The 25,238-nt window shown below is 44.7% G+C and carries 21 protein-coding genes; 9 read left to right on the forward strand and 12 right to left on the reverse strand.

The genetic code is table 11. The features are described from left to right. Positions 1–310 precede the first annotated feature (310 nt). The 4 genes from J4N40_RS12440 (at position 311) to J4N40_RS12455 (ending at position 3,507) form a co-directional block, all read left to right on the forward strand. Complete coding sequence (locus J4N40_RS12440; RefSeq protein ID WP_005388628.1) at positions 311–1,165, forward strand: co-chaperone YbbN; 855 nt, start codon at positions 311–313, stop codon at positions 1,163–1,165. A gap of 159 nt (positions 1,166–1,324) precedes the next feature. Continuing rightward, positions 1,325–2,242 (forward strand): SPFH domain-containing protein, encoded by a 918-nt coding sequence (locus J4N40_RS12445; RefSeq protein ID WP_005382060.1) that lies wholly within the window; start codon positions 1,325–1,327, stop codon positions 2,240–2,242. Between the two features lie 3 nt (positions 2,243–2,245). Then, a complete protein-coding gene (locus J4N40_RS12450; RefSeq protein WP_250654268.1) occupies positions 2,246–2,707 on the forward strand; it encodes an NfeD family protein in 462 nt (153 codons plus the stop codon). A gap of 617 nt (positions 2,708–3,324) precedes the next feature. Then, complete coding sequence (locus tag J4N40_RS12455; protein WP_021707681.1) at positions 3,325–3,507, forward strand: hypothetical protein; 183 nt, start codon at positions 3,325–3,327, stop codon at positions 3,505–3,507. Between the two features lie 40 nt (positions 3,508–3,547). Here the strand turns inward: J4N40_RS12455 and J4N40_RS12460 are convergent, their stop codons facing one another. From J4N40_RS12460 to zipA, 3 genes are all read right to left on the reverse strand, one after another. Further along, positions 3,548–4,957, reverse strand: coding sequence for an OprD family porin (locus J4N40_RS12460; protein ID WP_005382055.1), 1,410 nt, complete (start codon positions 4,955–4,957; stop codon positions 3,548–3,550). Between the two features lie 510 nt (positions 4,958–5,467). Beyond that, positions 5,468–7,480, reverse strand: a complete 2,013-nt coding sequence (gene ligA, locus J4N40_RS12465; RefSeq protein ID WP_017819968.1) for an NAD-dependent DNA ligase LigA — start codon at positions 7,478–7,480, stop codon at positions 5,468–5,470. Positions 7,481–7,570: 90 nt separating this feature from the next. Further along, positions 7,571–8,527, reverse strand: coding sequence for a cell division protein ZipA (gene zipA / locus J4N40_RS12470; RefSeq protein ID WP_115385804.1), 957 nt, complete (start codon positions 8,525–8,527; stop codon positions 7,571–7,573). Positions 8,528–8,778: 251 nt separating this feature from the next. Here zipA and cysZ point away from each other — a divergent pair, with 251 nt between their 5' ends. The 5 genes from cysZ (at position 8,779) to crr (ending at position 13,709) form a co-directional block, all read left to right on the forward strand. Then, the gene (cysZ, locus tag J4N40_RS12475) at positions 8,779–9,522 is read left to right on the forward strand and encodes a sulfate transporter CysZ (protein WP_025998633.1); all 744 of its coding nucleotides are present in this window, start codon (positions 8,779–8,781) and stop codon (positions 9,520–9,522) included. 164 nt (positions 9,523–9,686) lie between these two features. Beyond that, positions 9,687–10,655 carry a cysteine synthase A gene (gene cysK, locus J4N40_RS12480; RefSeq protein WP_005382045.1) on the forward strand — a complete coding sequence of 323 codons (969 nt, stop codon included), beginning with the start codon at positions 9,687–9,689 and terminating at the stop codon, positions 10,653–10,655. Between the two features lie 300 nt (positions 10,656–10,955). Next, a complete protein-coding gene (locus tag J4N40_RS12485) occupies positions 10,956–11,213 on the forward strand; it encodes an HPr family phosphocarrier protein (RefSeq protein ID WP_005382043.1) in 258 nt (85 codons plus the stop codon). 140 nt (positions 11,214–11,353) lie between these two features. Then, positions 11,354–13,078: a phosphoenolpyruvate-protein phosphotransferase PtsI gene (gene ptsI / locus J4N40_RS12490; RefSeq protein ID WP_005389298.1), complete on the forward strand. Its 1,725-nt coding sequence runs from the start codon at positions 11,354–11,356 to the stop codon at positions 13,076–13,078. A 121-nt stretch (positions 13,079–13,199) separates the two neighbouring features. Continuing rightward, positions 13,200–13,709, forward strand: a complete 510-nt coding sequence (crr, locus tag J4N40_RS12495) for a PTS glucose transporter subunit IIA (RefSeq protein ID WP_005382041.1) — start codon at positions 13,200–13,202, stop codon at positions 13,707–13,709. 80 nt (positions 13,710–13,789) lie between these two features. On the opposite strand, the gene J4N40_RS12500 is transcribed toward crr, so the two are convergent. From J4N40_RS12500 to flgG, 9 genes are all read right to left on the reverse strand, one after another. Further along, entirely contained in the window at positions 13,790–14,914 is a 1,125-nt protein-coding gene (locus tag J4N40_RS12500) for a flagellin (RefSeq protein ID WP_005382040.1), read from the reverse strand. A gap of 116 nt (positions 14,915–15,030) precedes the next feature. After that, positions 15,031–16,164 (reverse strand): flagellin, encoded by a 1,134-nt coding sequence (locus J4N40_RS12505; RefSeq protein WP_005380447.1) that lies wholly within the window; start codon positions 16,162–16,164, stop codon positions 15,031–15,033. 506 nt (positions 16,165–16,670) lie between these two features. After that, positions 16,671–17,825, reverse strand: a complete 1,155-nt coding sequence (locus J4N40_RS12510) for a flagellin (protein ID WP_005382038.1) — start codon at positions 17,823–17,825, stop codon at positions 16,671–16,673. Between the two features lie 427 nt (positions 17,826–18,252). Further along, positions 18,253–19,446, reverse strand: coding sequence for a flagellar hook-associated protein FlgL (gene flgL / locus J4N40_RS12515; RefSeq protein WP_005382037.1), 1,194 nt, complete (start codon positions 19,444–19,446; stop codon positions 18,253–18,255). Between the two features lie 13 nt (positions 19,447–19,459). Beyond that, entirely contained in the window at positions 19,460–21,400 is a 1,941-nt protein-coding gene (gene flgK, locus J4N40_RS12520) for a flagellar hook-associated protein FlgK (RefSeq protein ID WP_250654269.1), read from the reverse strand. A gap of 160 nt (positions 21,401–21,560) precedes the next feature. After that, entirely contained in the window at positions 21,561–22,487 is a 927-nt protein-coding gene (gene flgJ / locus J4N40_RS12525) for a flagellar assembly peptidoglycan hydrolase FlgJ (RefSeq protein WP_115385802.1), read from the reverse strand. Between the two features lie 16 nt (positions 22,488–22,503). Continuing rightward, positions 22,504–23,595 carry a flagellar basal body P-ring protein FlgI gene (locus J4N40_RS12530; protein ID WP_005393118.1) on the reverse strand — a complete coding sequence of 364 codons (1,092 nt, stop codon included), beginning with the start codon at positions 23,593–23,595 and terminating at the stop codon, positions 22,504–22,506. Positions 23,596–23,638: 43 nt separating this feature from the next. Further along, the gene (gene flgH, locus J4N40_RS12535) at positions 23,639–24,418 is read right to left on the reverse strand and encodes a flagellar basal body L-ring protein FlgH (protein WP_017634834.1); all 780 of its coding nucleotides are present in this window, start codon (positions 24,416–24,418) and stop codon (positions 23,639–23,641) included. A 30-nt stretch (positions 24,419–24,448) separates the two neighbouring features. Continuing rightward, positions 24,449–25,237 (reverse strand): flagellar basal-body rod protein FlgG, encoded by a 789-nt coding sequence (gene flgG / locus J4N40_RS12540; RefSeq protein ID WP_005382032.1) that lies wholly within the window; start codon positions 25,235–25,237, stop codon positions 24,449–24,451. Position 25,238 lies beyond the last annotated feature (1 nt).

A 25,238-nucleotide genomic window follows, 5' to 3' on the forward strand; every position in this document is an offset into this window, starting at 1 on the left:
CGTTTTGTAGCAATGTTTATACTACTGCGAGGCAACAATGACATTAAATCAGCTTAACTGGCTTAGTGTGGGTGTAGTGTTGACCATGTTCATCCTATTTTGATACCGCACTAACAAATAGCATTAGAATTGCGCTGCTTCGGCAGCGTTTTCTTTTTATCTAACACCTGAGCAGCAATAACCTCACTCTATTACCTCACGTTTTCTCAAAATAGAATGATTCATTATTGATGGTGAATGTCGCTTGAATTTCACCTAAATCAACTCCATATCTAATATCAACGACAAGACACAAGGCAAGGATACTCTGATGCAATCCCCATTTATCGTTGAGATAACAGAACAGAACTTTCGCGAAACGCTTGAAGGATCAATGAACACGCCCGTTTTGATCCACTTTTGGGCCAACGCTCAGCCAGAAAGCGCACAGATACTCCCTGAGTTGCAATCTCTTGCTCAACAGTACAACGGTGCATTTACGCTTGCTCTACTAAATTGTGAAGATCAGCCCGCTTTAGCGTCTCAATTTGGCGTGCAAGTATTGCCAACTATCGCGCTGTTTATAAATGGTCAAGCCGTCGATGGTCTGGGAGGCCCCCAGCCAATTGATGCCATTGCTACCATGCTACAAAAGCATTTGCCAAGCCCAGATGAACAACTATTAAAACAAGTCAGTGAACTTCTTCAGCAAGGTGAGCATGCTCAGGCTTTGAGCATCATCCACACTTTGCCGCCAGAGCTGCAAGAGCGTGGTGATGTGAAACTCGCGATGGCTGATTGTTTGCTAGAAACCAAACAATTTGATATTGCCCAAGAACTACTGAACGCTATCCCTCTCGAGTATCAAGATAACTACTACAAGAGCCTAATAGCCAAGCTCGAGCTGCATTTGCAGGCTGCAGATAGCCCTGAGTTACAGCGACTAGAACAAGCATACGCAGCAGACATGGCAAACTTCGAACTCGCTTGTGAATTGGCGGTACAATACAACCAAGTTGGTCGGGATGAAGAAGCGTTGGAACTGCTGTGGAATATTCTTAAAAAAGACTTGGGCGCCCAAGACGGTGACGTGAAGAAGACTTTTATGGATATTCTCAGTGCGCTAGGTCAAGGTAACGCATTAGCAAGCAAATATCGTCGCCAGCTTTACTCAATTTTGTACTAAGCGCAGCATTCTTCTAGGAATAAGACAACAAAGGCCGGGATTTCCGGCCTTTGTCATATAAAAAACCAATAACCTCTCAAAGGTCTCAGAACTTCAATTGTCTATTGTCTATAAATAGGTAAAAATGGATCGAATATTATGCACTTAAGGGAATAACTCATGCCAATTGATTCACTGATCACCATCGGTATTTTCGTCGTTCTTGCTGTCGTTATCTTATCTTCAGCCATTAAAACGGTTCCGCAAGGAAACAACTGGACAGTTGAACGCTTCGGACGCTACACCCACACATTAAAGCCGGGTTTAAACTTGATCATTCCATTCGTTGATAAAGTTGGTCAAAAAGTAAACATGATGGAGCGCGTTCTCGATATTCCTGCGCAAGAGGTCATTTCAAAAGATAACGCTAACGTGGTTATTGACGCTGTCGGATTTGTTCAAGTGATCGATGCTGCAAAAGCGGCTTATGAAGTCAACGACTTAGAACACGCTATTAGAAACTTGACCCTTACGAACATTCGTACCGTTTTAGGTTCAATGGAACTGGACGAAATGCTGAGCCAACGCGACATGATCAACTCTAAGCTGTTGGCGATTGTTGACCAAGCAACAAACCCTTGGGGCGTAAAAGTCACACGAATTGAGATTAAAGATGTCCAGCCACCAGCCGATCTGACCGCTGCAATGAATGCGCAAATGAAAGCCGAGCGTAATAAGCGTGCGGAAATTCTTGAAGCAGAAGGGGTTCGCCAAGCTGAGATATTAAAGGCCGAAGGTCATAAACAATCAGAGATATTAAAAGCTGAAGGCGAAAAGCAGTCTGCTATTCTCCATGCAGAAGCACGTGAGCGTGCCGCGCAAGCAGAAGCAAAAGCGACTTACATGGTTTCCGAAGCCATTGCAAAAGGTGACATGCAAGCCGTCAATTACTTCATTGCACAGGGTTATACCGAAGCGATCAAGAGCATTGGTCAAGCCGAAAATGGTAAAATCATTATGCTTCCATTAGAAGCAACCGGACTAATGGGCTCGGTTGCAGGGATAGCAGAAATGTTTAAACAGCAAGATAAAGAATAATTTATGGACTTTTTTAGTTTGTTGGAAGGTATCTCTTTCTGGCATTGGCTAGCGTTTGGCTTTGCTCTTTTAGCAGTTGAGCTACTTGGTACCGCAGGGTATTTTCTCTGGCTCGGGATGTCTGCACTTATCGTTGGAGCCATCATGACCGTTTTGCCAATGAGCTGGCAATTGCAATGGCTTTGCTTTGCAAGCTTCAGCTTAATCACCACCTGGCTTTGGTGGCGACGACAATGGTCTAAAGACAAGCAAGAAGACCAAGAAAGAGATCTGAACCAAAAGTACAAGCAGTTAATTGGGCGTACTCTTATCCTTGAAGAAGACTTTTCCGTCGGGCTCAATCGCATCAAGGTAGCCGATACCACATGGTCCGCACAATCGGATCAAGCACTTCCAGCCGGTACCCGCGTAAGAATCACCGATGTGGAAGGTATTATTTTAATCATTGAGCCTGGTTCTAATTAATTTATGCCAAAGTAATGGGGCAAATCATGCGCCATTACTTTAATCTAAACAACTGCTTTCTTTTCATTACCTTAATTAAAATCGAGAAAAAAATAAGTAGTAGTAATATTATTAATACCCTACCTCGCATTCCCTATCATTTAATTATTCAACACACGACAATCAATAAGATAGAAATATATCTAGGTAAATTATTGCTCTAAATTTATTTTAAAAAATAAAACTTTATTGAATTATTTTTTGATCTTTTTATCCTCGGATACATACTTAACGCATAAGCATTTAAGTTGAGTGCTTTTTATTTGGTAAGTAAGAGGATGTACTATGAATAAACTTCTCTTTTTAATGTTGTGCGGTATTTTTTCTTTTTCTTCCTTTGCCTACAACAACGGAAACGGCGGTACAACTAATTTGGGACCTATAGTCGAATGTAAGATGCCAAGTGGCGACGTTACGAATATTCCAAGTGAAATGTGTCGATTTAGAGGTGGGGAATGGGAATAGTAAAGAAGTAAGAGCTTAGTTTGATATAAGAGCCCTATTCAACCTTGCCTTTCTGCGTAGTCACGGTTTATACAAGTACGTAGATATTTAAAGTTTATATTAAGGTGATGATTATGAGATTTTTATCTGGTCTATTAGTAATATCTTTTGCCATAATTCCGTTAACCACTCATGCTAATGGTGCATCCGGTGGTCGTACGTTAGGCCCAGAGATAAAGTGTGAGTTGCCAAACGGTAATGTACATATGTTGCCACCGTTATATTGCAAAATATACGACGGCCGAGAAGTGAAATAGAAAAGGAGCCTAGCGGCTCCTTTTATTATTTCACTAAGTATTAGTGGAAGCTGTAAGGGATAAGAACTTGTAGACGTAAGTCTGTCTCATCCGCATCGCCTGCACCTGCGTACTCATCACGTTCTAGGATTGTACCGTGTAAACGAATGGTAGAACCTTTAAGCGCGCCACTTTGTAGTGAGTAAGATACTGTTGCGTTAACTGCGTATTCGCTTTCGTAATCCCAGTCACCTGATGCTCCGCTTGCTGCAGAGTCAGCGCCAGTACCGTAACCAAAGCCTAGGTAGTAGTTCCAGCCGTTACCTTGGTTGTAAGATAGACGGTTGTACCATGCTAGCTCACCCGCTTTGTTCCAGTCAGATAGCGCATCCCACCACTGAGACCAAGTACCATTGTTCATACCATATGTATGAATAGTACGAGGAACGAAGTCCGCACGGTTATCTGTGTCTGTGTAGCGCAACTCAGACATCCAAGCTAGCTTGCCGAAAGATTGGTTCAAAGACAGACCAGTGTGGAAACCTAGACCATCGTATTTCACATCGTCATCAACACCGTAGAAATCAAATGCTAGAGTTGTACGATCGCTCACTGTGTACTTCAAATACGCTTTGTAAGATGTGTTATCAGTCTCGTTGTGGTAGCTAGTCACTTGACCTGCACCCCAGTCAACACCATTTGCATATTGAACGCCAGTTGCTTGGCCTAGGCCAAGTTGCATAAACAGGCTGTCAGTTAGGTTACCATTTAGACCTAGAGAGTGTAGGTAGCTCCATGACGTGTCAGACCAAAGCGCTGGTGCGTAATCATCTTCGTGAAGCAGCCAAGGTGCTGTAAATTGGTCTGCGCCAAAGTAGCTTAGGTTGAAATCACCAAGTTTAGCGTTCAGTTCGAAACCACGGTAAGTACCAGGTACAAAGCTCCAAACGTTACCGATTGTACCGTTACCACCAGCCTGTAACATACCGAAACGAGCATTAAAGTTTTCGTTTGCTTTGAATTTCAGCGCTGCTTTGTAAACTTTAAGCTGCTGACCATCACCTGCACCCCAGTCTAGGTTGTTACAAGTTGAGATTTCGTTACATAGGTAGCCTTCGTTTGAATTGTAAAGACTATCGTTGTAAAGATCGCCAGAGTAGTAAGCCGCAACATCTGCGCCCACCCAACCATCGTGGTAGCCAGAAGTGAAGTCTAAAATTGCGTTGTAAGAAGAGTAGTTTAGACGACTCCAACGGTCACCATTTTCACCGCCGGGCTTACCTGTTGTACGAGTTCGTGAACGAGTATCAACTATGAATAATGCATTTAGACTTGAGTCTTGCATAAATTCGTTCACTTTCTCTACGTACTCGCCACCTGCTGCACTTTCAGTAGACGCTGTAGCTGGAGCGACAGCAACAACACCAAACATTGCTGCGGTTAACGCTGAAACCTTAAAAAATTTGTCCATGGAAAAACTCCTAAAAATGGATATAGCTGTATTTTTCTATCTCACCTTTAGTTGGCCGCCGAAGGAGAGAAGTAAATTCCTGATCAAACCTCATTATTTCTAATTTGGCTTTTTTTAGTTCCTGCATACACACCGTGTATCCACGTGATTAAGACTAACTTCGCAGCTAAAAACATCCAAATGGAACTTATTTTTTTTCTAAAAAAATATGAGCCACTCCAAAGTTCCATATAACTTATTGATCCAGATCTTATTTTTAACAACATCAAAACAACACAATAAATTATTATTTAAAATCAAACACTTAAATTGAACTTAAAAGTATCAACTTGAAGTCACTCGCAGACTAAAAAAGCCAAAAAAACCAATAACCCAAGGTTCGATCTTGATCACTGAAAAGAACAAAGGCACCAATTACTCAATAAAAAAACACTTAATTATGAACAATAAAAAGCCCCGCATGCTTACCATACGGGGCTTTTAGTTATTTTTTAGCTTTTTTGAGAAGACTTAATTCATCAGTTCGAGTAAGTCTTGTTCTGTTTTAATTTCGATACCCAGTTCTTGTGCCTTTGCGAGCTTCGAACCTGCATTTTCACCAGCAAACAAAATATCGGTTTTCTTAGAAACACTACCCGTCACTTTAGCCCCCAGTGCTTGGAGGGCTTCTTTGGCTTCTGTACGCCCCAGTTGAGAAAGTGTTCCCGTTAATACTACTGTTTTACCTTCTAATGGTAATTCCCCCACCTGCTCAGTAGTATTAATCTCTGGCCAATGAATTCCTTGTTCAAGCAAATCTTTAACCACCGCTTGGTTCTGTTCTTCACTAAAGAAAGTCGTAATATGTTGAGCAACCACAGCACCGATGTCTTGCACTTCAATCAACTGCTCTTCGGTAGCATTTTGGATCGCTCCCAACGTTTTAAAGTGCATTGCTAAGTTTGCTGCGGTTGCCTCGCCAACTTCACGGATCCCCAGTGAATACAAAAACCGAGGTAAAGTTGTTTCTTTGGATTTTTCTAACGCATTCACAATATTTTGCGCAGACTTTGGCCCCATGCGATCTAGTACGGTTAAAATCCCCGCAGATAACTTAAATAAGTCAGCAGGAGTTTTCACCATCTCACGATCAACAAGCTGCTCGATCACTTTATCGCCTAAACCGTCAACGTCTAACGCTTTACGAGAAACAAAGTGTTTTAGCGCTTGTTTGCGTTGGGCTTGGCAAACTAAGCCCCCCATACAACGTGTTACCGCTTCTCCTTCGATCCGCTCAACATGCGAACCACAAACAGGACACTGAGTTGGGAAAACAATATCTCGAGCTGTTTCTGGTCGACGCTCTTTGATGACAGATACGACTTGGGGAATAACATCGCCAGCACGGCGGATCACAACGTGATCACCAATCTTGACTTGCAGACGTTCTATCTCATCTGCGTTATGAAGCGTCGCATTACTTACCGTTACCCCGCCAACAAATACAGGCTCTAGTTTAGCAACAGGTGTAATCGCACCAGTGCGACCGACTTGGAACTCCACTTCATTCAGTGTCGTCATTTCTTCCTGTGCTGGGAATTTGTAGGCAATCGCCCAACGTGGAGCGCGAGCAACAAACCCCAGACGCTCTTGCACGGCAATATCGTCAATTTTAATAACGACACCATCGATCTCATAAGGGAGGGCATCACGACGCTGCAATATATCTTGGTAGTAAGCTTTTACATCCGCCAAGCTTTCAACTCGCTTAGTTTCCGGACACATTGGCAGTCCCCAAGATTTGATTTGCAAAAAGCGTTCGTAATGACTTGCTGCCAATTCTGCACCTTGCACCACGCCTACACTGTATGCATAGAAGCTAAGCGGACGAGAAGCCGTAATACGTGAATCCAATTGTCGTAAGCTACCTGCCGCAGCGTTACGTGGATTAACAAAGATTTTCTCGCCTTTCTTCCTTGCTAATTCATTGAGCTTTTCAAACCCAGCTTTCGGCATAAAGACTTCACCACGAACTTCAAGACGATTTGGCCAGTCATTACCTCTGAGTTTTAAAGGAATAGCTTTAATCGTACGCACATTCTCTGTGATGTTTTCACCCGTAGTACCATCGCCTCGAGTGGCCGCCTGAACTAAAACGCCATTCTCATATAACAAACTTACGGCGAGTCCATCCAATTTAGGCTCACAACAGTATTCTTTCACACTCTGGCTGCCCACGCGCTCTTGTGCGCGCTTGTGGAAACTATCGAGTTCACTATCATCAAACGCGTTATCAAGCGAAAGCATCGGTACTTCATGTGTCACTTGGCTAAACGCAGAGAGAGGTTGCCCACCGACACGTTGGCTTGGCGAGTCTACGGTTATTAAGTCAGGGTTCTCAGCTTCAATATCCAGTAACTCTCGCATTAAACGGTCGTACTCGGCATCAGGGATCTCTGGGTTATCTTCCACGTAGTAACGCACAGCGTGGTAATGCAACGACTCTTTTAGTTCTTCTAGTCGCTGAAGTACTGATTCAGACATAGTAAAGCCCCGTGTATTTTCAATCGGTGAGGTTGGGAAATCCAAGAAAAAGGGCTCCATCCGGAGCCCTATTATTATTTGCAGTTAAGATTATGCGTTAGCGGCATTAAACTCAACTATTTGACGTCGATAAGATGCTAAACGATCTGGCGTCATTAAGTTGCGCTGGTCATCAAGTACGTTACCACCTAAATCATCAGCAATTTGCTGCGCAGTTCGGAGCATTAAGTTGAAGTTCTGTTCAGCCTCGCCATAACAAGGCAATGTCATGAAGAATGAAATACCCTTCGTTGTAAACTCAGCAGGATCAGCATGTTCAAACGTACCAGGGTGCATCATATTAGCGACGCTAAACAGCACTTTGCCGTTACCGGACAAGTCGACATGACGGTGGAAAATATCCATCTCGCCATAAATTAGACCGTTTTGTTGCATACTTTCAAATAAAGCAGTACCAACAAATGGCTCTTCACCCGCACAGTGCACATTCAATACAATCACTTGCATTTCAGGTTCTAGCTTTGGCTCTTCCTTAGGCTCTGCAACGACAGGCTCACTAACCGTTTCGACTTGCTGTTCTTTCTCCGTAATATCAAACGCGGCGGGAATAGCGTCTTCTTCCACAGCGGGCTGGAATGGCTCTTCAGCTACTGTTGCTTGAACAACAGGCTCAACGTCCTCTTCTTTATCTTTTTCTGCACCAAATGAAGGGATGTCATCCGGCTCCTGCTGCGTCTGTTTGACTTCAGATGGGCCACCGAATAACGGGTCAGATTCAAACTTGTTGTCGAAAGAATTCGCCATCCCAAAATCTGGTTCTTTGCGATCTTTGCGAATGATCTCAAAGTCATCTTCAGGAGCGGGAGCGAAGTCTCGTTCTTTCTCAACAAGATCATTTTTGTCTTCTTGGTTAACATCCAGCTTACCAAGTGGCTTGTTACCAAACTTTGCTTTGCCTTCTTTTTTACTGCTCCATAAACCATGAAACAGTAATGCCGCGATGGCTAATGCGCCAACAACAATGAGTACGAATCGCAATTCCTGCATTATTTACTCTCAATATACTTGTTTTTACTACTCGCAGTTCCTTGAGCAGCAACCCAAGTGCAATAAATCTGAATGATACGTTTACTTTACCAAAACTATATGTAGATTTAGAACAACTTAATGCAAGAAGTTCCGTTTTTTGTTGTGATTCTTGCCACGATTCCACTTAACAAGACGTCATTTGTCAGGGCATTGAAAGAAAAGTCCTCACAGGTACAATGAGTTTTCATTTACACGAAGCCAAAATAGACATGAAGCAAAACAATCAGCAGAGAACCGGGTTCGGTTATTTTCTATACGGGATACAATTGGCACTTGCCCCTAAAATCAGGCGCTTTGTCATCTTACCTCTACTTGCAAATATCTTGCTTGTAGGTGGTGCCATCTTCTATCTATTTTCAAACCTTAATATATGGATAGAAGGCTGGATTGGGCAGCTGCCTGAGTTTTTATCCTGGTTAACTTACATTCTTTGGCCTTTACTCGCTCTGACGATACTCGCTACCTTCTCCTATTTTTTCAGCACGCTCGCGAACTTTATCGCCGCGCCATTCAATGGCCTCTTGGCTGAAAAAGTGGAAGAGTACTTAACGGGACAAAAAGTAAATGATGATGGTTTCACTGCCGTCCTGAAAGATGTTCCTCGCGTTTTAGCTCGTGAGTGGAGAAAGCTCCTTTACATTTTACCTAAAGCAATAGGCCTATTCCTGTTATTGCTCATCCCTGCCCTTGGACAAACAGTAGGCCCATTTTTATGGTTTATCTTTACCGCCTGGATGCTCGCGATTCAATATTGTGACTACCCGTTTGATAACCACAAAATCCCATTTAACGACATGCGTTACAAATTGAAACAAAAGCAAGGTAAGGCCTATGGCTTTGGGGTATTGGTGTCTGTATTTACGACGATCCCAATTTTGAACCTCATTGTCATGCCTGTAGCAATATGTGGTGCAACCGCTATGTGGGTCGCGGAGTTTAAGCACCAACGATAGTCGATTAGAGATTAAGGAAAGGGATCAGCGTCAGCTTTTCCCTTTTCTTTTATCAAGTTCTGGGCCAACCTAATAAGATATAACTTTTTAATCCTTTTCCCTTTTTTTCATACCGCATATTCTTCTATCCATATTCACACAACGTGTAATGAAGGAACATCACTATGAGCAAAATCTACGAAGATAACTCTCTTACTATTGGTAATACACCTCTCGTTCGTCTAAACAAAGTAAGTAAAGGCAAAGTTCTCGCGAAAATTGAAGCGCGTAACCCTAGCTTCAGTGTTAAGTGCCGTATCGGTGCAAACATGATTTGGGAAGCAGAGAAAGCGGGCCTTCTTAAGCCAGGTGTAGAGCTTGTAGAACCTACCAGTGGCAACACAGGTGTTGCTCTAGCATTCGTAGCGGCTGCTCGCGGTTACAAGCTAACATTGACCATGCCTGAATCAATGAGCCTAGAACGCCGTAAGCTACTAAAAGCACTAGGCGCGAACCTTGAGCTGACTGAAGCGGCGAAAGGCATGAAAGGGGCGATTGCTAAAGCAGAAGAAATCGTAGCAAGCAACCCTGAGAAGTACCTACTTCTTCAACAATTTGACAACCCAGCGAACCCAGAAATCCACGAAAAGACTACGGGCCCTGAGATTTGGGAAGCGACAGACGGTGAAATCGACGTATTCGTTGCTGGTGTTGGTACGGGCGGTACTATCACAGGTACAAGCCGTTACATCAAAGGTGAAAAAGGCAAAGCCATCACTTCTGTTGCAGTTGAGCCAGCAGAGTCTCCGGTTATTGCACAAGCACTTGCTGGCGAAGAAATCCAACCTGCCCCACACAAAATTCAAGGTATCGGTGCTGGTTTCATCCCTGGTAACCTCGATTTAGACATTATTGACCGTGTTGAGCAAGTTACCTCAGAAGAAGCGATTGAGATGGCTCGTCGCCTAATGGAAGAGGAAGGTATCCTAGCTGGTATCTCATCTGGCGCAGCGGTTGTTGCAGCGAACCGACTTGCGGAACTACCTGAATTTGAAGGAAAAACAATTGTAACTGTCTTGCCAAGTTCCGGTGAGCGTTACCTAAGTACAGCACTCTTTGCAGGTATCTTTACCGAAAAAGAGAACCAACAATAATATGTGTTCAAATCAATTTTTAGTTTAAAAAAGCCCCGTTTAGGGGCTTTTTTGTTGATCCCTGCCCTACCTTTGGTAATATCAGGGTGTTTTATTTCTAGCTTCAAAATAAAGAAGCAGAACACAAAAAGGTTTCAAAGTGATTACGCACGCAAACAGTTGCGTAGTTACCAAACTTTTGACTAGTATCAGAACTGACGCGCTTTGAACTCTTCCCGTGCTAGCGCACAAGATGTAAAGCAGTTAAGCTAAAATCTGGTCACAAACTAACAAAAAAATACATTTATTGGGGTATATCACATGTACGAGAAGCAAGTAGAAATCACAGCAGAAAACGGCCTTCACACTCGTCCAGCTGCACAGTTTGTTAAAGAAGCAAAAGCATTCGACGCAGACATCACTGTGACTTCTAACGGTAAAAGCGCTAGCGCTAAGAGCCTGTTCAAACTACAAACACTAGGCCTAGTAAAAGGTACTCAAGTTACTATTTCTGCTGAAGGCCCACAAGCTCAGCAAGCAGTTGACCACCTAGTTGCTCTAATGGACCAACTACACTAATCCGGTCTCCTACTCCAGAAGCCATTTTGTGAAAGCAAAATGGCTTTGTTGGAAATAGGCTCAAAACTAAGCTAAAACTATTCGTTAGCGCACCCATTATTCTCCCGTTTTATAAAGTTGACCAAACTTAAGGTAAGGCTATGATTTCAGGCATCCTAGCATCTCCTGGTATTGCAATCGGTAAAGCACTACTACTTCAAGAAGATGAAATTGTCCTAAACACAAACACTATTTCTGACGATCAAGTAGAAGCTGAAGTTCAGCGTTTCTTTGACGCTCGTAACAAATCTGCAGCTCAGCTAGAAACTATCAAGCAAAAAGCGCTTGAAACGTTTGGCGAAGAAAAAGAAGCGATCTTTGAAGGTCACATCATGCTTCTTGAAGACGAAGAGCTAGAAGAGGAAATCCTAGCACTTATCAAAAACGACAAGATGACTGCTGATCACGCTATCCACTCAGTGATCGAAGAGCAAGCATGTGCTCTTGAGTCTCTAGACGACGAATACTTAAAAGAGCGTGCAACTGACATCCGCGATATCGGTTCTCGTTTTGTTAAGAACGCACTAGGCATCAACATTGTTTCGCTTAGCGATATCAACGAAGAAGTAATTCTTGTTGCTTACGACCTAACGCCATCTGAAACTGCACAAATTAACCTAGACTACGTGCTTGGTTTTGCTTGTGACATCGGTGGTCGTACATCTCACACTTCAATCATGGCTCGCTCACTTGAGCTTCCAGCTATCGTTGGTACTAACGACATCACGAAGAAAGTTAAGAATGGCGACATGCTGATTCTTGACGCAATGAACAACAAGATTGTTGTTAACCCATCAGAAGCTGAGCTAGAAGAAGCGAAAGCGGTTAAAGCAGCATTCCTAGCTGAAAAAGAAGAGCTAGCGAAACTGAAAGACCTACACGCAGAAACGACTGACGGTCACCGTGTAGAAGTTTGCGGTAACATCGGTACAGTGAAAGACTGTGACGGTATCCTTCGTAACGGCGGTGAAGGTGTTGGTCTGTACCGTACTGAATTCCTATTTATGGACCGTACTGCGCTACCAACTGAAGAAGAACAGTACCAAGCGTACAAAGAAGTTGCGGAAGCAATGAACGGTCAAGCTGTGATCATCCGTACTATGGATATCGGCGGCGATAAAGATCTCCCATACATGGATCTTCCAAAAGAGATGAACCCATTCCTAGGCTGGCGCGCTGTACGTATCAGTCTAGATCGTCGTGAGATCCTTCGTGATCAGCTACGTGGCATTCTACGTGCTTCTGCACACGGCAAACTGCGTATCATGTTCCCAATGATCATCTCTGTCGAAGAAATCCGTGAGCTTAAGAAAGCGATCGAAGAGTACAAAGAAGAGCTACGCGCTGAAGGCCACGCGTTCGACGAAAACATCGAAATCGGTGTTATGGTTGAAACTCCTGCTGCTGCTGCGATCGCACACCACTTAGCGAAGGAAGTGTCTTTCTTCTCTATCGGCACAAACGACCTAACTCAGTACACGCTAGCGGTTGACCGTGGTAACGAGATGATTTCTCACCTATACAACCCACTATCACCAGCTGTACTTACAGTGATCAAGCAAGTTATCGACGCTTCTCACGCAGAAGGTAAATGGACTGGTATGTGTGGTGAACTTGCAGGTGACGAGCGTGCAACACTTCTACTTCTAGGTATGGGTCTGGACGAGTTCTCAATGAGCGGCATTTCAATCCCTAAAGTGAAGAAAGTAGTTCGTAACTCTAACTTCGCAGAAGTGAAAGCAATGGCTGAAGAAGCCCTTTCTCTACCAACAGCAGAAGAAATCGAAGCCGTGGTAGAAAAGTTTATTGCTGAGAAAGCTCAGTAATCGGTAGTACCAAGTAATTCAATACTTAATGGCCATTAGACGGCGAAAAAAGTCGTCTAATGAGCTATATTGGTATACTATAATTCGACAGAATAAAACCAAACCTTAGGAGCATGACACAATGGGTCTGTTTGACAAACTTAAGAAGCTTGTATCTGATGACAGCGCTGACGCTGGTGCTATCGAAATCATCGCGCCACTTTCTGGTGAGATTGTAAACATCGAAGACGTGCCAGATGTTGTTTTCGCTGAGAAAATCGTTGGTGACGGTATTGCTATCAAGCCAGCAGGCAACAAAATGGTAGCTCCTGTAAACGGTACTATCGGTAAGATCTTCGAAACTAACCACGCATTCTCTATCGAGTCTGACGACGGTGTTGAGCTTTTCGTTCACTTCGGTATCGACACAGTTGAACTAAAAGGCGAAGGCTTCACGCGTATCGCTGAAGAAGGTCAAACTGTTAAAGCTGGCGACACTGTTATTGAATTCGATCTAGCTCTTCTAGAAGAGAAAGCGAAGTCAACGCTAACTCCAGTTGTTATCTCTAACATGGACGAAATCAAAGAGCTGAACAAGCTTTCTGGTTCTGTGACTGTTGGTGAAACTCCAGTTCTACGTGTAACTAAGTAATTTTTACTTAGCCGAACACGAAAAAACGCTGCCATTGGCAGCGTTTTTTATTACCTGAAGTTTATACTTTCTTACCGGATTCAACTGAGTAGACCAAGTGCCGAACTCGGCCTTTGCTTTGCCTGAGCCAATAACGCAGTTGTCGCATCTTGGAGCACTTGAGAACGCACCATTTCCGTAGATTCTCTTGCGAAGTCTGTATCTCTTATTCGACTCTTGGATTCTGTAACACTCCGATTCACAGTATTTAAGTTATCCATCGAGCCGTTTACACGGTTCTGAAAGCTGCCAATTTCACTCCGGTGCGAATCAACATACTTAATTGCTGCATCAATCACCCCAATTGAAAGCTGCGCCTTACCTGCCGTCGACATATCGATGTCATCCATTGTGACTAATTGACCAGCGCTCACATCAAGCTCATCCGCTAAACTCCCATCGAGAACCACACCCTCTGGCGCCTTCATCGTAGAAGCGAAGAATTGCAGTTCGTTGTTTTCCGTTACTGAAGCATTCACTATCGATTGTTGAGCATTGATGTAAGTGGCGACCTGTTCTATACGGTCACCCAATTTGAGTCCAATGGATTCCGTTTGGGTTTGCCCTTTACTGTCTTGGTATTCGACTTTTAGGGTTTGGTTATCTTTAGTGACTCGCCAATCTTTATCGACCGCATCACCAACATAATGCTGCCCTCCCATCTCTGGGATATGGCTACGCATGTTACGTAACGTCAAAGAGATTGAATTAGCGTTCGCGCCAATATGGAAACTTTGTGAACCGTAAGATCCATCAAACAGGTTTTTATCCGCAAATGTTGTCGTGATCGCGACACGATCAAGCTCATCTTGCAGCGCTACGACCTCATATTGAATACTTTGCCGATCACTTGAGTCATAACTGCCGTTTGCTGCTTGAAGCCCCAGAGAGCGTAAGCGTTGCAATATGTCACTGCTTTCGTGCAATGCTCCCTCCGCTGTTTGAGCAACAGAAAAAGCGTCGTGCGCATTTCTTAAGGCGACATCAAGCCCTCTCGTTTGTACATGGAGAGTATTCGATATCTGTAAACCTGCCGCATCATCGCTCGCCGAGTTGATTCGAAACCCCGAAGTTAGGTTGCGTTGTGACTCAACATTTTGCGCAGCTGCTTGACTCAGGTGTCTCTGCGCCACCATCGCAGAAACATTGGAATTTAAAGAGATCATCTAATCGATATGAATGCCTTATCGAACATACTGTCAGGACACATCTGAATCGTTATAGCCAATAAGCAAAAAGCCAGGGATGAGCCTGGCTTTGGTTTCTTGCTTTGTTAAATTGATTAACCTAGCAGACTTAGCGCTGAGTTAGGCGCTTGTTTCGCTTGCGCAAGGATTGAGCTTGACGCTTGCGATAGAATTTGTGATTTGGTCATTGCCGTCGTTTCTTTCGCGAAATCTGTATCTTTGATACGGCTCTTCGACGCATTCACGTTCTCGTTAATGTTGTCCAAGTTGCTGATTGCGTGGTTGAAACGGTTCTGGAATGCACCTAGCTCTGCGCGGTGGCTGTCTACGTATTTCAGTGCCGCATCGATGATAGCAACAGATTCTTGTGCGCCACCAACTGAGGTTACGTCGATAGTATCTACTGTTACTTTTTTGCCTTCGCCTAAGCCTAGTTCACCAGATAGACCGCCTGAAAACTCGACCTCGCCCTCAACTTTGTTGTTGCCAGCGAAGATTTGCAGTTTACCGTCTTGGTCTACTGAGGCTTTCACTAGGTCAGTTTGGCCGTTAATGTAAGTCGCAAGCTCTTCGATATCGTCACCCGCTTTTGCGCTGATGTTGATTTCTTGCTCTTGGCCGTAGCTGTCCGTTAGGTTGATTTTTAGGTCGTTCTTACCTTCAGCAACGTTCCAGTCTTTACCTTTACCGCTTTCTGCTTGGTAGCTTACACCGCCCATCATTTTGTTGTCTGAGCGCATGTCTTTTAGCTCAAGCATTACCGCTTCGCCGTTATCCGCACCGATTTGGAACGATTTCGCGCCGTGGGTACCGTTTAGCAGCTTGTTACCACCGAAAGAGGTTGTTTCTGCGATGCGGTTTAGTTCGTCGTTGAGTGCGGTCACTTCTTCTTGAATCGCAACACGCTCTGCTTTCGAGTTTGAACCGTTTGCTGATTGCAGAGACAAGTCACGCATACGTTGAAGAATGTTAGTGGTCTCATTCATTGCACCTTCAGCAGTTTGTGCAATCGAGATACCGTCGTTCGCGTTGCGAACCGCTACATCCAAACCACGGCTTTGTACGTTCAAACGGTTCGAGATTTGTAGACCCGCAGCGTCATCTTTTGCGCTGTTGATTTTGAAACCCGAAGACAAACGCTCCATAGAAGTTTGTTGAGCTGAGTTTGCGTTGTTTAGGTAACGCTGAGCGGTCATCGCTGATACGTTAGTGTTTACATTCACTGCCATGGTGATTTCTCCAATTGATTTTCCGGTGTAGCGGTTTCCGACGTCTCGGAAAACCAAGTAGTTCTCTCAAAGTTACCTCTATTAACGACACCAAATTCAGAAGCTTTAGAAAAAAGTTTAAAAAAATAACATTGCGAGATTTAGCTAATAAAATTGAAGAAAAGTAAGAAAAAGTGCTCAAGTTTCCACAAATCGAGCCGAGAGGGCTAAATTGTATAGAAAACCAGCAAAAGGAAACAATTAAAGGTAAGTTCGCAGACGATAGACGTGAAGATTAGAAAAGAAAAAGCCCCTTTTCCTTTGAGAGAACTGGGGCTAGGTTGGTCGCCAGAGCCTATGTGGAGATCAAGAGAAATGAACACATTTCCGGCATACCGAGTGCAACTTTACATTGAAAATGATTGGCAGGTGAGAGATGAGAGAGCCGCTCATTCTATTGTAAAGCTGCTTGCCAAAAGCCTGCATTCCCATCCACGTCTGAATGTATTGAGTACAGGCTAAGTAAACTACTGCAATAGTGACATTGCAGAGTTTGGCAACTGTTTCGCTTGAGCAAGAATCGATGTACCTGCTTGTTGCAAAATTTGTGCTTTGGTCATTTGCGTGGTTTCTTTCGCAAAATCTGTATCTTTAATTCGGCTGTTCGATGCGTCAACGTTTTCTTGGATGTTTGCCAAGTTGTTGATGCTGTGACTCAGACGGTTTTGCTTCGCACCTAAGTCTGCACGTTGCGAGTCTACGTATTTCAGTGCCGAATCCAGCACAGAAATCGCGTTTTGAGAACCTTGTACCGTGGTCATATCAATATCTTGTACTGACGTTCTGATAGGTTCATCACTCAGGCCAAGCTCAGATGCTAATCCACCAGAAATAGAAATCTCACCCTGAACGTTTGGATGCGCGACAAAAACTTGCAACTTGCCATCTTCACTTACAGACGCATTAATCATATCAGACTGACCATTAATGTAAGTGGCAAGCTCTTCGATGTCGTCGCCCGCTTTAGCATTAATGTTGATTTCTAGATCATCAACATTGCCGTCTTCGTCTTCACCCATACCTGGTAGCGTGATCTTCAAGTCAGATTTAGCTGGGTCAACGCTCCAGTTTTTATCTTTACCGTTCTCAGATAAGAAGGTCACACCGCCCATGCGAGTATCGTCCGCACGAATGCTGGTGAGTCCCATGATCATGGCTTCACCTGAGCTCGCACCAATCTGGAATGCTGCTTCACCGAATGAGCCGTTCAATAGACGACGACCACCAAATGAAGTGGTTTCTGCAATACGGTTTAGCTCGTCAATCAATGCCATTGACTCTTCGTTGATCGCCTGACGCTCAGCCGGAGAGTTAGTACCGTTCGATGATTGAATCGCAAGGTCACGCATTCGTTGCATGACAGAGGTTGCCTCATTCATCGCACCTTCAGCGGTTTGTGCAATCGAGATACCATCGTTCGCGTTACGCATTGCGACATCTAGGCCACGAGACTGTGCAGTTAAGCGGTTAGAGATCTGTAGACCTGCCGCATCATCTTTTGCACTGTTAATCTTATGTCCTGAAGATAAGCGCTCCATCGACGTGTTTAATTCATCAGTCGCTTTGTTTAGGTAACGCTGCGCGGTCATCGCGGAGACGTTAGTACTAACTGTTACAGCCATTTTGCTCTCCTGTTGAGTTCGCAAGCTTTTGCGAAGCGGCCAGCTTTACTCTCATTTGGATAAGCACTGACCGTAAAAGTTACTTGCTAAATCTGCCTTAAACGCAGGGTTTAGAATCTCTAAATCTGTTCTGATATTTTCAATACAATTTGTGTGCCAACTTGCGTGAATTATTTAACTACTTTTAAAAGAATCAAATAAACAATAAGTTAGCTTTATCATTAAGCTATTTCCGGTTTGTCAGACTCATCTTAGCCCAAGGGTATTGAACGCTGCCCTGTTGCCGCCCGACTTGCCTCCCGCATCATTGCCGCTTTGGGTAAAATCGTGCCGCATGACATCTCAGACTCTCAGGTTACGTCGACTTATCGCGCTTAAGGCTTTGCACATAAGGCATCAAAATCAGACAATGTGTATGAGTGTCATACTAGATGTAGTTAAACAACGTTAGATCTTTGGTCTTACCGAATGCTTGTTGCGATGCCTGTAACGCTCGCGAGTTTTCACTGAACTCGATCACGGCTTTGGAGTAATCCAAGTCCTCAAAGTTGCTCTTCGCTTTTGCCAGAGACAAATTAAAGTCTTCATGATTTTGCTCTTGGATATCCAGCGTACTCAATCGAGCACCGGCATCTGTACGCGCTTTATTCAAATGGATAAAAGCAGCGTGGAATTCTTCTGTCATTTGGTGCAATTTGGCGGTCGCCGACGTATCCGAAACCGATTTGTCTGACCATGCCATTGCATCCTTGAAGGTATCGAAAATGCTGAACTCTGCCCGCTTTTCGATCTCAATGCTGTCACCAGGCGTAATTTGGCCTTTTACGTGCACTTTCAGGCCTTTGTATTCAATCCCTTTCTCTGGAGAAAACTCATCGGCATCCACTACTTTGCCGTTACGCTCTAATTGGTAACCAAATTTGCCGTTATTCATATCGACAAATGTCACGCGATACGCCGCATCATCCTTAGCGTCAACGTTAGTAGCTTTGTTTAGCAACAGCTCAGAGCCATTTTGTAGATCGTAATTCGGCTGATAGTCGCCAAATGGGTTTGGTATCTCCATAAACAGCTTGCTGCCAGGATCGTTCATTGGCATCTCAAGCATGCTGGAGACTTTCATTTTGCGCTGATAATCGTCCCCAGCGTATTGCACGCTACCGTCTTTATCGCGATAAAATGGTTGGCTTTTTGGCTTAGTGCCAGCAAACACGTAGTTACCAGATTCATCTTGCGAGTTCACCAAGTTAAGGAAGTTGTTCGCAATCTCTTCTAGCTCACGCTTCTTTGCTTGTCGGTCTTCCGCAGAAAACGCACCGTTAATCATCTCCATCGTTAAGCGCTTCGACTCGTCGGCAAAATTCTCCGCATTGGCGATATTAACTTCGTGGTTTTCTAGACGATTACGCACCAACACTATCGAGCTAAGATATTGTTGTAGCTGTTCTTGTTGCTGACTAATGTTTTGGATGTAATGCGCAGCGAGGGGGTCGTCACTAGGTTTCAGTAACTTTTTCCCTGAAGCAAGCTGCTCTTGGTTGTGGTGAACCTTATTCTCTTGACGACGCAGATCATTTTGTACGGACTGATAGTTATGGAAACTAGAAATTCGGGTTAGCACTTATCTCTTCTCCTTACCTCAGTTGTAAAATGGTATTGAAGGTATCATTCGCCGCTTGCATCACACGTGATGAAGCCATGTACGCTTGTTGAAACTTCATCATGTTGGCCGCTTCTTCATCGAGGTTAACACCAGAAATAGAAGCAACGCGCTCTTGCGCCGCTTCATGCTCTAAACGAGCGACAGAGGCTAAACGGTTTGCTGTAGAAGATTTCAGTCCAACTTCAGTATTGAGGTTATGATAAACATCGATCAAGGTACTGGATTTTCCATCCATCATCTTGTCTGTTTGGATCTTCTGCATTTTTCTCAAGTTGCCGTTACCACCTTCAGAAGGCACCAAGTTTGCGGTGAATTTATCATTCATCAGAGCGCCTTCGCTCAACTCAAACACGGTTGCATCGCCGTTTTTATACAGCGGATGGCTTTTCGGCACTGAGATTTCAATCATCGGGTTATCTTTATCTAACGGGTATGAGTATTTGTCCGATAGTAAATTACCCTTGTTATCCGTGATCTTTAACCACGGCTTATCATGCTTCTCGTCGGCTGGTTGTACGGTAACCTCAAACTCTTTAACATCCCCCGCCTCACGAATTTTAAACTTGGCGTTACCTTGTGCAAAAGTGGTTGAGGCTTCATAACTTTGTGCGGCAATAGCTTTTGCGTCATTGGTTTCCATCTTTATGATGGCTGCACCACTTCTCGTTGGGCGGAGCAATACGCGCTCACCGGCGGCAAGGCCTTCACCAATTTGCACTTTCATACCATCCAGAACAAATGACGAATCCGAACGGTCGATGTTCAACGACATTTGCTCACCTTTCGGTGTTGTCACGCTGTATTGATCGCCATCATAACGCAGCGAATATTCACCACCTTTGATCTCGGAAATATCCTCAATGTAAACCGCAACATCAGCTTGGGAGTCAGGCGCAGCAAAAACTCGAGATTTTGCTACCAGCTCAGAGTTCGCGTCGGTAAATACGTCTTTACCTATCTTACCGTTGAGATCCAGACCTTGAGATTGCAGCTGATTAATTTTGTAGGAAAAACCCGTCGCTAAACGGCCCATTTCATCTTGCAGTTGTGGGATGTGTTTGTCGCGCATTTCAAGTAAAGCGCCGATTTTGCCATCCATATCATCAGACTTGATCGCTTTAATGCCATTCCCTTCCACCATTGCTAATCGTCTTTGATGAACATCCGGATAGCCATCGATCATTTTGAGCTGGCTTGCTTCCGTGCCAGAAACAAGAGTGTGTCCATTGCCGATATGAACATTAAACCCTTCCGCATTTTTGCGTGGGGTTACGGTAACTTTGGTGTACTCTGACAGCTCAGTAACCAGCTTTTCATGCTGATCCATCAGGTCATTATGTGGGCCAGGGGTGCGCATCATCAGTCGATGAATATCGCGAATTTCCAACGCAAGTTGGTTAACGCGCTCAATGCCCATATCCAATTTTTTATTGGTGACATCAGATTGCAGTCGAACGGTTTCGTGGAAATCATTTAATGTATCAGAGAAGATTTTCGCCTTTTCCAATACCACTTTTCGTGCCCCTAAATCGTTCGGGGTATCTGCCATGGTTTTTACCGCATCGAACCACTCATTCAGGTTCTCGGGAATTTTCTTCGATGCCACTGAACTCAACATGCTAGAGAGCATATCAAGATTGTCTTGGGTATCCGTTTTGTTGGCATTGTTGGTCGACGACAGGTTCAGTTCATTCACGGCAAACTGATCCCACGAGCGGCGAACATTTTCCACATGCACACCCATGCCGTAGGTAGAACCACCAAACATGCGCGGATCATTCGTGCCTTGGATAACAGACTGACGGCTATAACCCTCTGTATTAACATTAGAAATGTTATGACCAGTGGTGTTTAATTGTCTCTGAGCAGTAAGCACACTTTGAGTACCTACATTCAGAAGATCTGACGCCATACATGCCCCCGAAAACGAAATATAAATCGGCAAAACCGATCACCTAGACACATTAAAAGCAAAAGATGTGCCAAGTGATAGAAAGGCGTAGATGTTCAGATAAAGTGAAGGCTTGCACTATGGCAAGCCTTCGAGAACGTCATAAATTGTCGCAGAGACATTACATACTTTCGATTTTATCCTTCACCTGCAGGACTTTATCTGCGTAATTCGGATCGGTCGCGTAACCCGCACTGTGGATACCGCGAATAAACAACTCTGAATTCCCGCGTTTCTGCAATGCTGTCTCGTAACGTGGGTTGTCATTCAAAAATCGTACAAAGTCATTAAAGCTGTCTTCGTAACTTGAGTAGGAGCGAAACGCTGCCGTCTCTTTCACTGGCGTGTTATCGTGGAACTCTAAAGTTTGAGTCGTCACTTTGTCACCCTGCCAGCTTCGATCTGCTTTGATATTAAATAAGTTGTTGCTGCTGCCACGCGCGTTCTTCACGACCTTTTGTCCCCACCCCGTTTCCAAAGCGGCTTGCGCAAGTAGCAGAGATGGCTCGACACCTAAGGCTTTCGCAGCTTTCTCCGCGTATGGCTTCATCGAGTTAACAAAGGATTCTGGTGAATCGAATCGAGTGGGTTCATTGCTTGGTCGAGATAGCTGACCAGACTCAATCAAGCGCTGTTCAATCTCGCGCGCTTTTTTCGGGTCAACACGACGATATTCCGCAGCATTGTTTGCCGCATCACGCATAGCCGTTTCTTTTTTGTCGTTCCCTTGCCCAGCCGTTAATTGCTTAACAATCATATCGGCCAGTCCCATTGAACCAGACGAACTCAATTCACTCGCCATCTGTTCATCCAACATTTGTCGATAGAACTTCTCGTTTTGGCTGTTCATCATGTTGGACTCAAAGCCCTCATTGGCTTCTCGCATGGATTTCAACATCATGGAGGTGAAAATAGATTCGAACTGACGAGCTGCTGCACGCAGTGCTTCTTGCTCGCCATCTTTACCTTCCTTCACTGCTTTTTGACGCAAGGTATCCAGCGAACTGATGTCATGAATAAAACCAATGTCGTTAGGATTGTTCATTATACCTACCTCCTAACCATTAAATGATGATCAACTGGCCTTCAATGGCACCAGCTTGTTTCAATGCTTGCAAGATAGCCATCAAATCCGACGGCGCTGCGCCGACTTGATTCACTGCACGGACCAAATCATCCAACGTTAAGCCTGGCTCAAACTTAAACATCTTGCCCTGCTCTTCGCTGACTTCGATATCCGAGTCTGGTACGACAACGGTTTGCCCACCAGAAAAGCCGTTAGGTTGGCTAACATTCAGGTTTTCTTTGATCGCAACCGTCATGCCGCCATGCGTTACTGCTGCAGGTTTAAGACGCACATGCTTACCAACTACGATGGTGCCCGTTCGTGAGTTAACGATGATTTTGGCTGCACCATCTGCTGGGTCGAACTCTAGGTTTTCGATTGCCGATAAGAACGCAACACGCTGGCTGACGTCACGAGGAGCACGCACGCGCACTGATGTCGCGTCAACAGCGCTCGCCATTTGTGGGCCAAGGAAGTTGTTTACCGCATCCGCCATACGTTGAGCCGTTGTGAAGTCTGACTCAAGCAAGTTGAACGTGATGTAATCGCCACGACCAAATGGGTTTGGAATTTCGCGCTCTACTGTCGCACCACTAGAGATAAGACCAACGGTTGGATTGTTACCTACGATTTTTGAACCGTCAGCACCTTCAGCACTGAAGCCGCTCACTACTAAGTTACCTTGAGCAACCGCGTAAACTTGACCGTCGAGACCTTTGAGGAACGTTTGCAGCAAGGTGCCACCACGCAAACTTTTAGCACTTCCGATGGAAGAGACAGTCACGTCCACTTGCTGACCCGGTTTAGAGAAAGGCGGCAATTCGGCCGTAACCATGACTGCGGCAACGTTTTTAATTTTTGGCTTTGTGCCCGGCGGCATCTGAATGCCGAAGTTTTGCAGCATGGCGGCGAAACTTTGCTCTGTAAACGGGTTCGCTTCACCCGTACCAGGTAAGCCTGAAACCAAACCATAACCCACGAGTTGGTTGCTTCGTACACCTGCCACTTGCGCGACGTCTTTGATACGTGCGGCTTGGGCTACGGTAGAAAACAGAGCAACGCTCATCAGTACTAAAAGGAGTTTTTTCATGCTTACTTATCTCTTGCAGTCAAATTGCCGTCAGCACGGCGTGTTATAGCGCTACATTAAAGAATCGTGCCAAGAAGCCTGGCTCTTGCATATCTTGTTGCAAACCAGTGCCAGAGTACTGAATTCTTGCGTTAGAAACGCGATTTGATGCAATGGTGTTGTCGAAATTAATATCATCCGGACGAATAGTGCCACTTAAACGTATGTACTCATCACCCGTATTTAGCGTCATCCACTTCTCACCGCGGATCACGAGGTTGCCGTTTGCCAGTACTTCGATCACCTCAACAGTGATGTAACCACTGATGCTGTTGCTCTGCTTTGCAGAAGAGTCACCTGCAAATGAGTTGGAGTTGTTTAAGTCATAAGAGAAATTATATTTTCCGCCAATTTTCAGCTCTTCTCCGCCCACTTGAAGCGGGTCCATTTGCGCTTCATTGGTTTTCGATAAATCGGCATTTGCGCTTTTCGTCGCACTGGTTGTCTCATCCAGTGTTACGGTAATAATGTCGCCAATACCACGTGGTTTAGAATCGTCGTAGAGATCGGTAATGTGCTCGGCGCTAAACAACGAACCTGTTGCAGCAGCGTAATGCTCAGGTTTGTTTTTCGGATGAATTGGAGCCCAAGCAGGGTCGCCAGCAACCGGATCGCTTCTACCACGTAAAGTATCTACAATACCGCTGCTCTCTTCTTTCGATTTATCACCTTCTACTGCGTCGACCACAGTGGTTGCTTGTGTCACTTCATCCGTTTCAATCGGTTCCAACATGGCACAGCCCGACATCGTAGCAATCAAAGCGAGTAGGCAAATACGTTTCATCGTGAGCTCCTCAAATCTTGCTCTTAATCGTTACAATTGCTGGTTAACGAAGCTCATCATCTTATCGACTGACGAGATCACTTTTGAGTTCATTTCGTAAACGCGCTGGGCTTCGATCATATTGACCAACTCTTCTGTTACATTCACGTTGGACGCTTCCAGCATGGATTGACGAATTTCCCCCAAACCGTCCAAACCAGGAACACCCTCTTGTGGATCGCCACTGGCCCCCGTTGGTAAGTAAAGGTTCTGACCAATTGGCTCTAGGCCACCCGGGTTAACAAAATCTGTAATGGTTAACTGACCAACGACTTGGTTATCTTGCTGCCCTCGGACGCGAACCGACACTTCACCATCCGTACCGACAGTAATAGAAATCGCATCTTCTGGAATCACAATTTCAGGCTCTACAGGGTAGCCAGAACCCGACGTGACTAACGTGCCTTCACCATTTAGCGTGAACTGACCGTTACGGGTATAACCGATGTTGCCGTCCGGCAATGTCACTTGAAAAAAGCCGTCGCCTTCCACCATCATGTCCAGTGCGTTGGTCGTTGTCTGTGCATTGCCGTGCGTGTGCACTTTTTGCGTCGCAACCACTTTAGAACCCGCACCTAGCATCAAGCCACTTGGCAGTTCCGTGTTCTGAGATGACTGGCCGCCAGGCTGGTTGATGTTCTGATAGAACAGATCTTCGAATACTGCACGGCTCTTTTTGTAGCCGACAGTAGAGGCGTTCGCCAAGTTGTTCGAAATCGTGGCAATGTTGGTTTGTTGGGCGTCTAGACCTGTTTTACTTACCCATAGTGCTGGATGCATA

It is taken from the genome of Vibrio sp. SCSIO 43097 (assembly GCF_023650755.1).
In the GTDB taxonomy this organism is placed as follows: domain Bacteria; phylum Pseudomonadota; class Gammaproteobacteria; order Enterobacterales; family Vibrionaceae; genus Vibrio; species Vibrio alginolyticus.

What these genes read in the sequence shown, in the direction of transcription:
- J4N40_RS12440 (WP_005388628.1), top strand. Translation starts at nt 311, where the DNA reads ATGCAATCCCCATTTATCGTTGAGATAACAGAACAGAACTTTCGCGAA.
- J4N40_RS12445 (WP_005382060.1), top strand. Translation starts at nt 1,325, where the DNA reads ATGCCAATTGATTCACTGATCACCATCGGTATTTTCGTCGTTCTTGCT.
- J4N40_RS12450 (WP_250654268.1), top strand. Translation starts at nt 2,246, where the DNA reads ATGGACTTTTTTAGTTTGTTGGAAGGTATCTCTTTCTGGCATTGGCTA.
- J4N40_RS12455 (WP_021707681.1), top strand. Translation starts at nt 3,325, where the DNA reads ATGAGATTTTTATCTGGTCTATTAGTAATATCTTTTGCCATAATTCCG.
- J4N40_RS12460 (WP_005382055.1), bottom strand. Translation starts at nt 4,957, where the DNA reads ATGGACAAATTTTTTAAGGTTTCAGCGTTAACCGCAGCAATGTTTGGT.
- ligA (WP_017819968.1), bottom strand. Translation starts at nt 7,480, where the DNA reads ATGTCTGAATCAGTACTTCAGCGACTAGAAGAACTAAAAGAGTCGTTG.
- zipA (WP_115385804.1), bottom strand. Translation starts at nt 8,527, where the DNA reads ATGCAGGAATTGCGATTCGTACTCATTGTTGTTGGCGCATTAGCCATC.
- cysZ (WP_025998633.1), top strand. Translation starts at nt 8,779, where the DNA reads ATGAAGCAAAACAATCAGCAGAGAACCGGGTTCGGTTATTTTCTATAC.
- cysK (WP_005382045.1), top strand. Translation starts at nt 9,687, where the DNA reads ATGAGCAAAATCTACGAAGATAACTCTCTTACTATTGGTAATACACCT.
- J4N40_RS12485 (WP_005382043.1), top strand. Translation starts at nt 10,956, where the DNA reads ATGTACGAGAAGCAAGTAGAAATCACAGCAGAAAACGGCCTTCACACT.
- ptsI (WP_005389298.1), top strand. Translation starts at nt 11,354, where the DNA reads ATGATTTCAGGCATCCTAGCATCTCCTGGTATTGCAATCGGTAAAGCA.
- crr (WP_005382041.1), top strand. Translation starts at nt 13,200, where the DNA reads ATGGGTCTGTTTGACAAACTTAAGAAGCTTGTATCTGATGACAGCGCT.
- J4N40_RS12500 (WP_005382040.1), bottom strand. Translation starts at nt 14,914, where the DNA reads ATGATCTCTTTAAATTCCAATGTTTCTGCGATGGTGGCGCAGAGACAC.
- J4N40_RS12505 (WP_005380447.1), bottom strand. Translation starts at nt 16,164, where the DNA reads ATGGCAGTGAATGTAAACACTAACGTATCAGCGATGACCGCTCAGCGT.
- J4N40_RS12510 (WP_005382038.1), bottom strand. Translation starts at nt 17,825, where the DNA reads ATGGCTGTAACAGTTAGTACTAACGTCTCCGCGATGACCGCGCAGCGT.
- flgK (WP_250654269.1), bottom strand. Translation starts at nt 21,400, where the DNA reads ATGGCGTCAGATCTTCTGAATGTAGGTACTCAAAGTGTGCTTACTGCT.
- J4N40_RS12530 (WP_005393118.1), bottom strand. Translation starts at nt 23,595, where the DNA reads ATGAAAAAACTCCTTTTAGTACTGATGAGCGTTGCTCTGTTTTCTACC.
- flgH (WP_017634834.1), bottom strand. Translation starts at nt 24,418, where the DNA reads ATGAAACGTATTTGCCTACTCGCTTTGATTGCTACGATGTCGGGCTGT.
- flgG (WP_005382032.1), bottom strand. Translation starts at nt 25,237, where the DNA reads ATGCATCCAGCACTATGGGTAAGTAAAACAGGTCTAGACGCCCAACAA.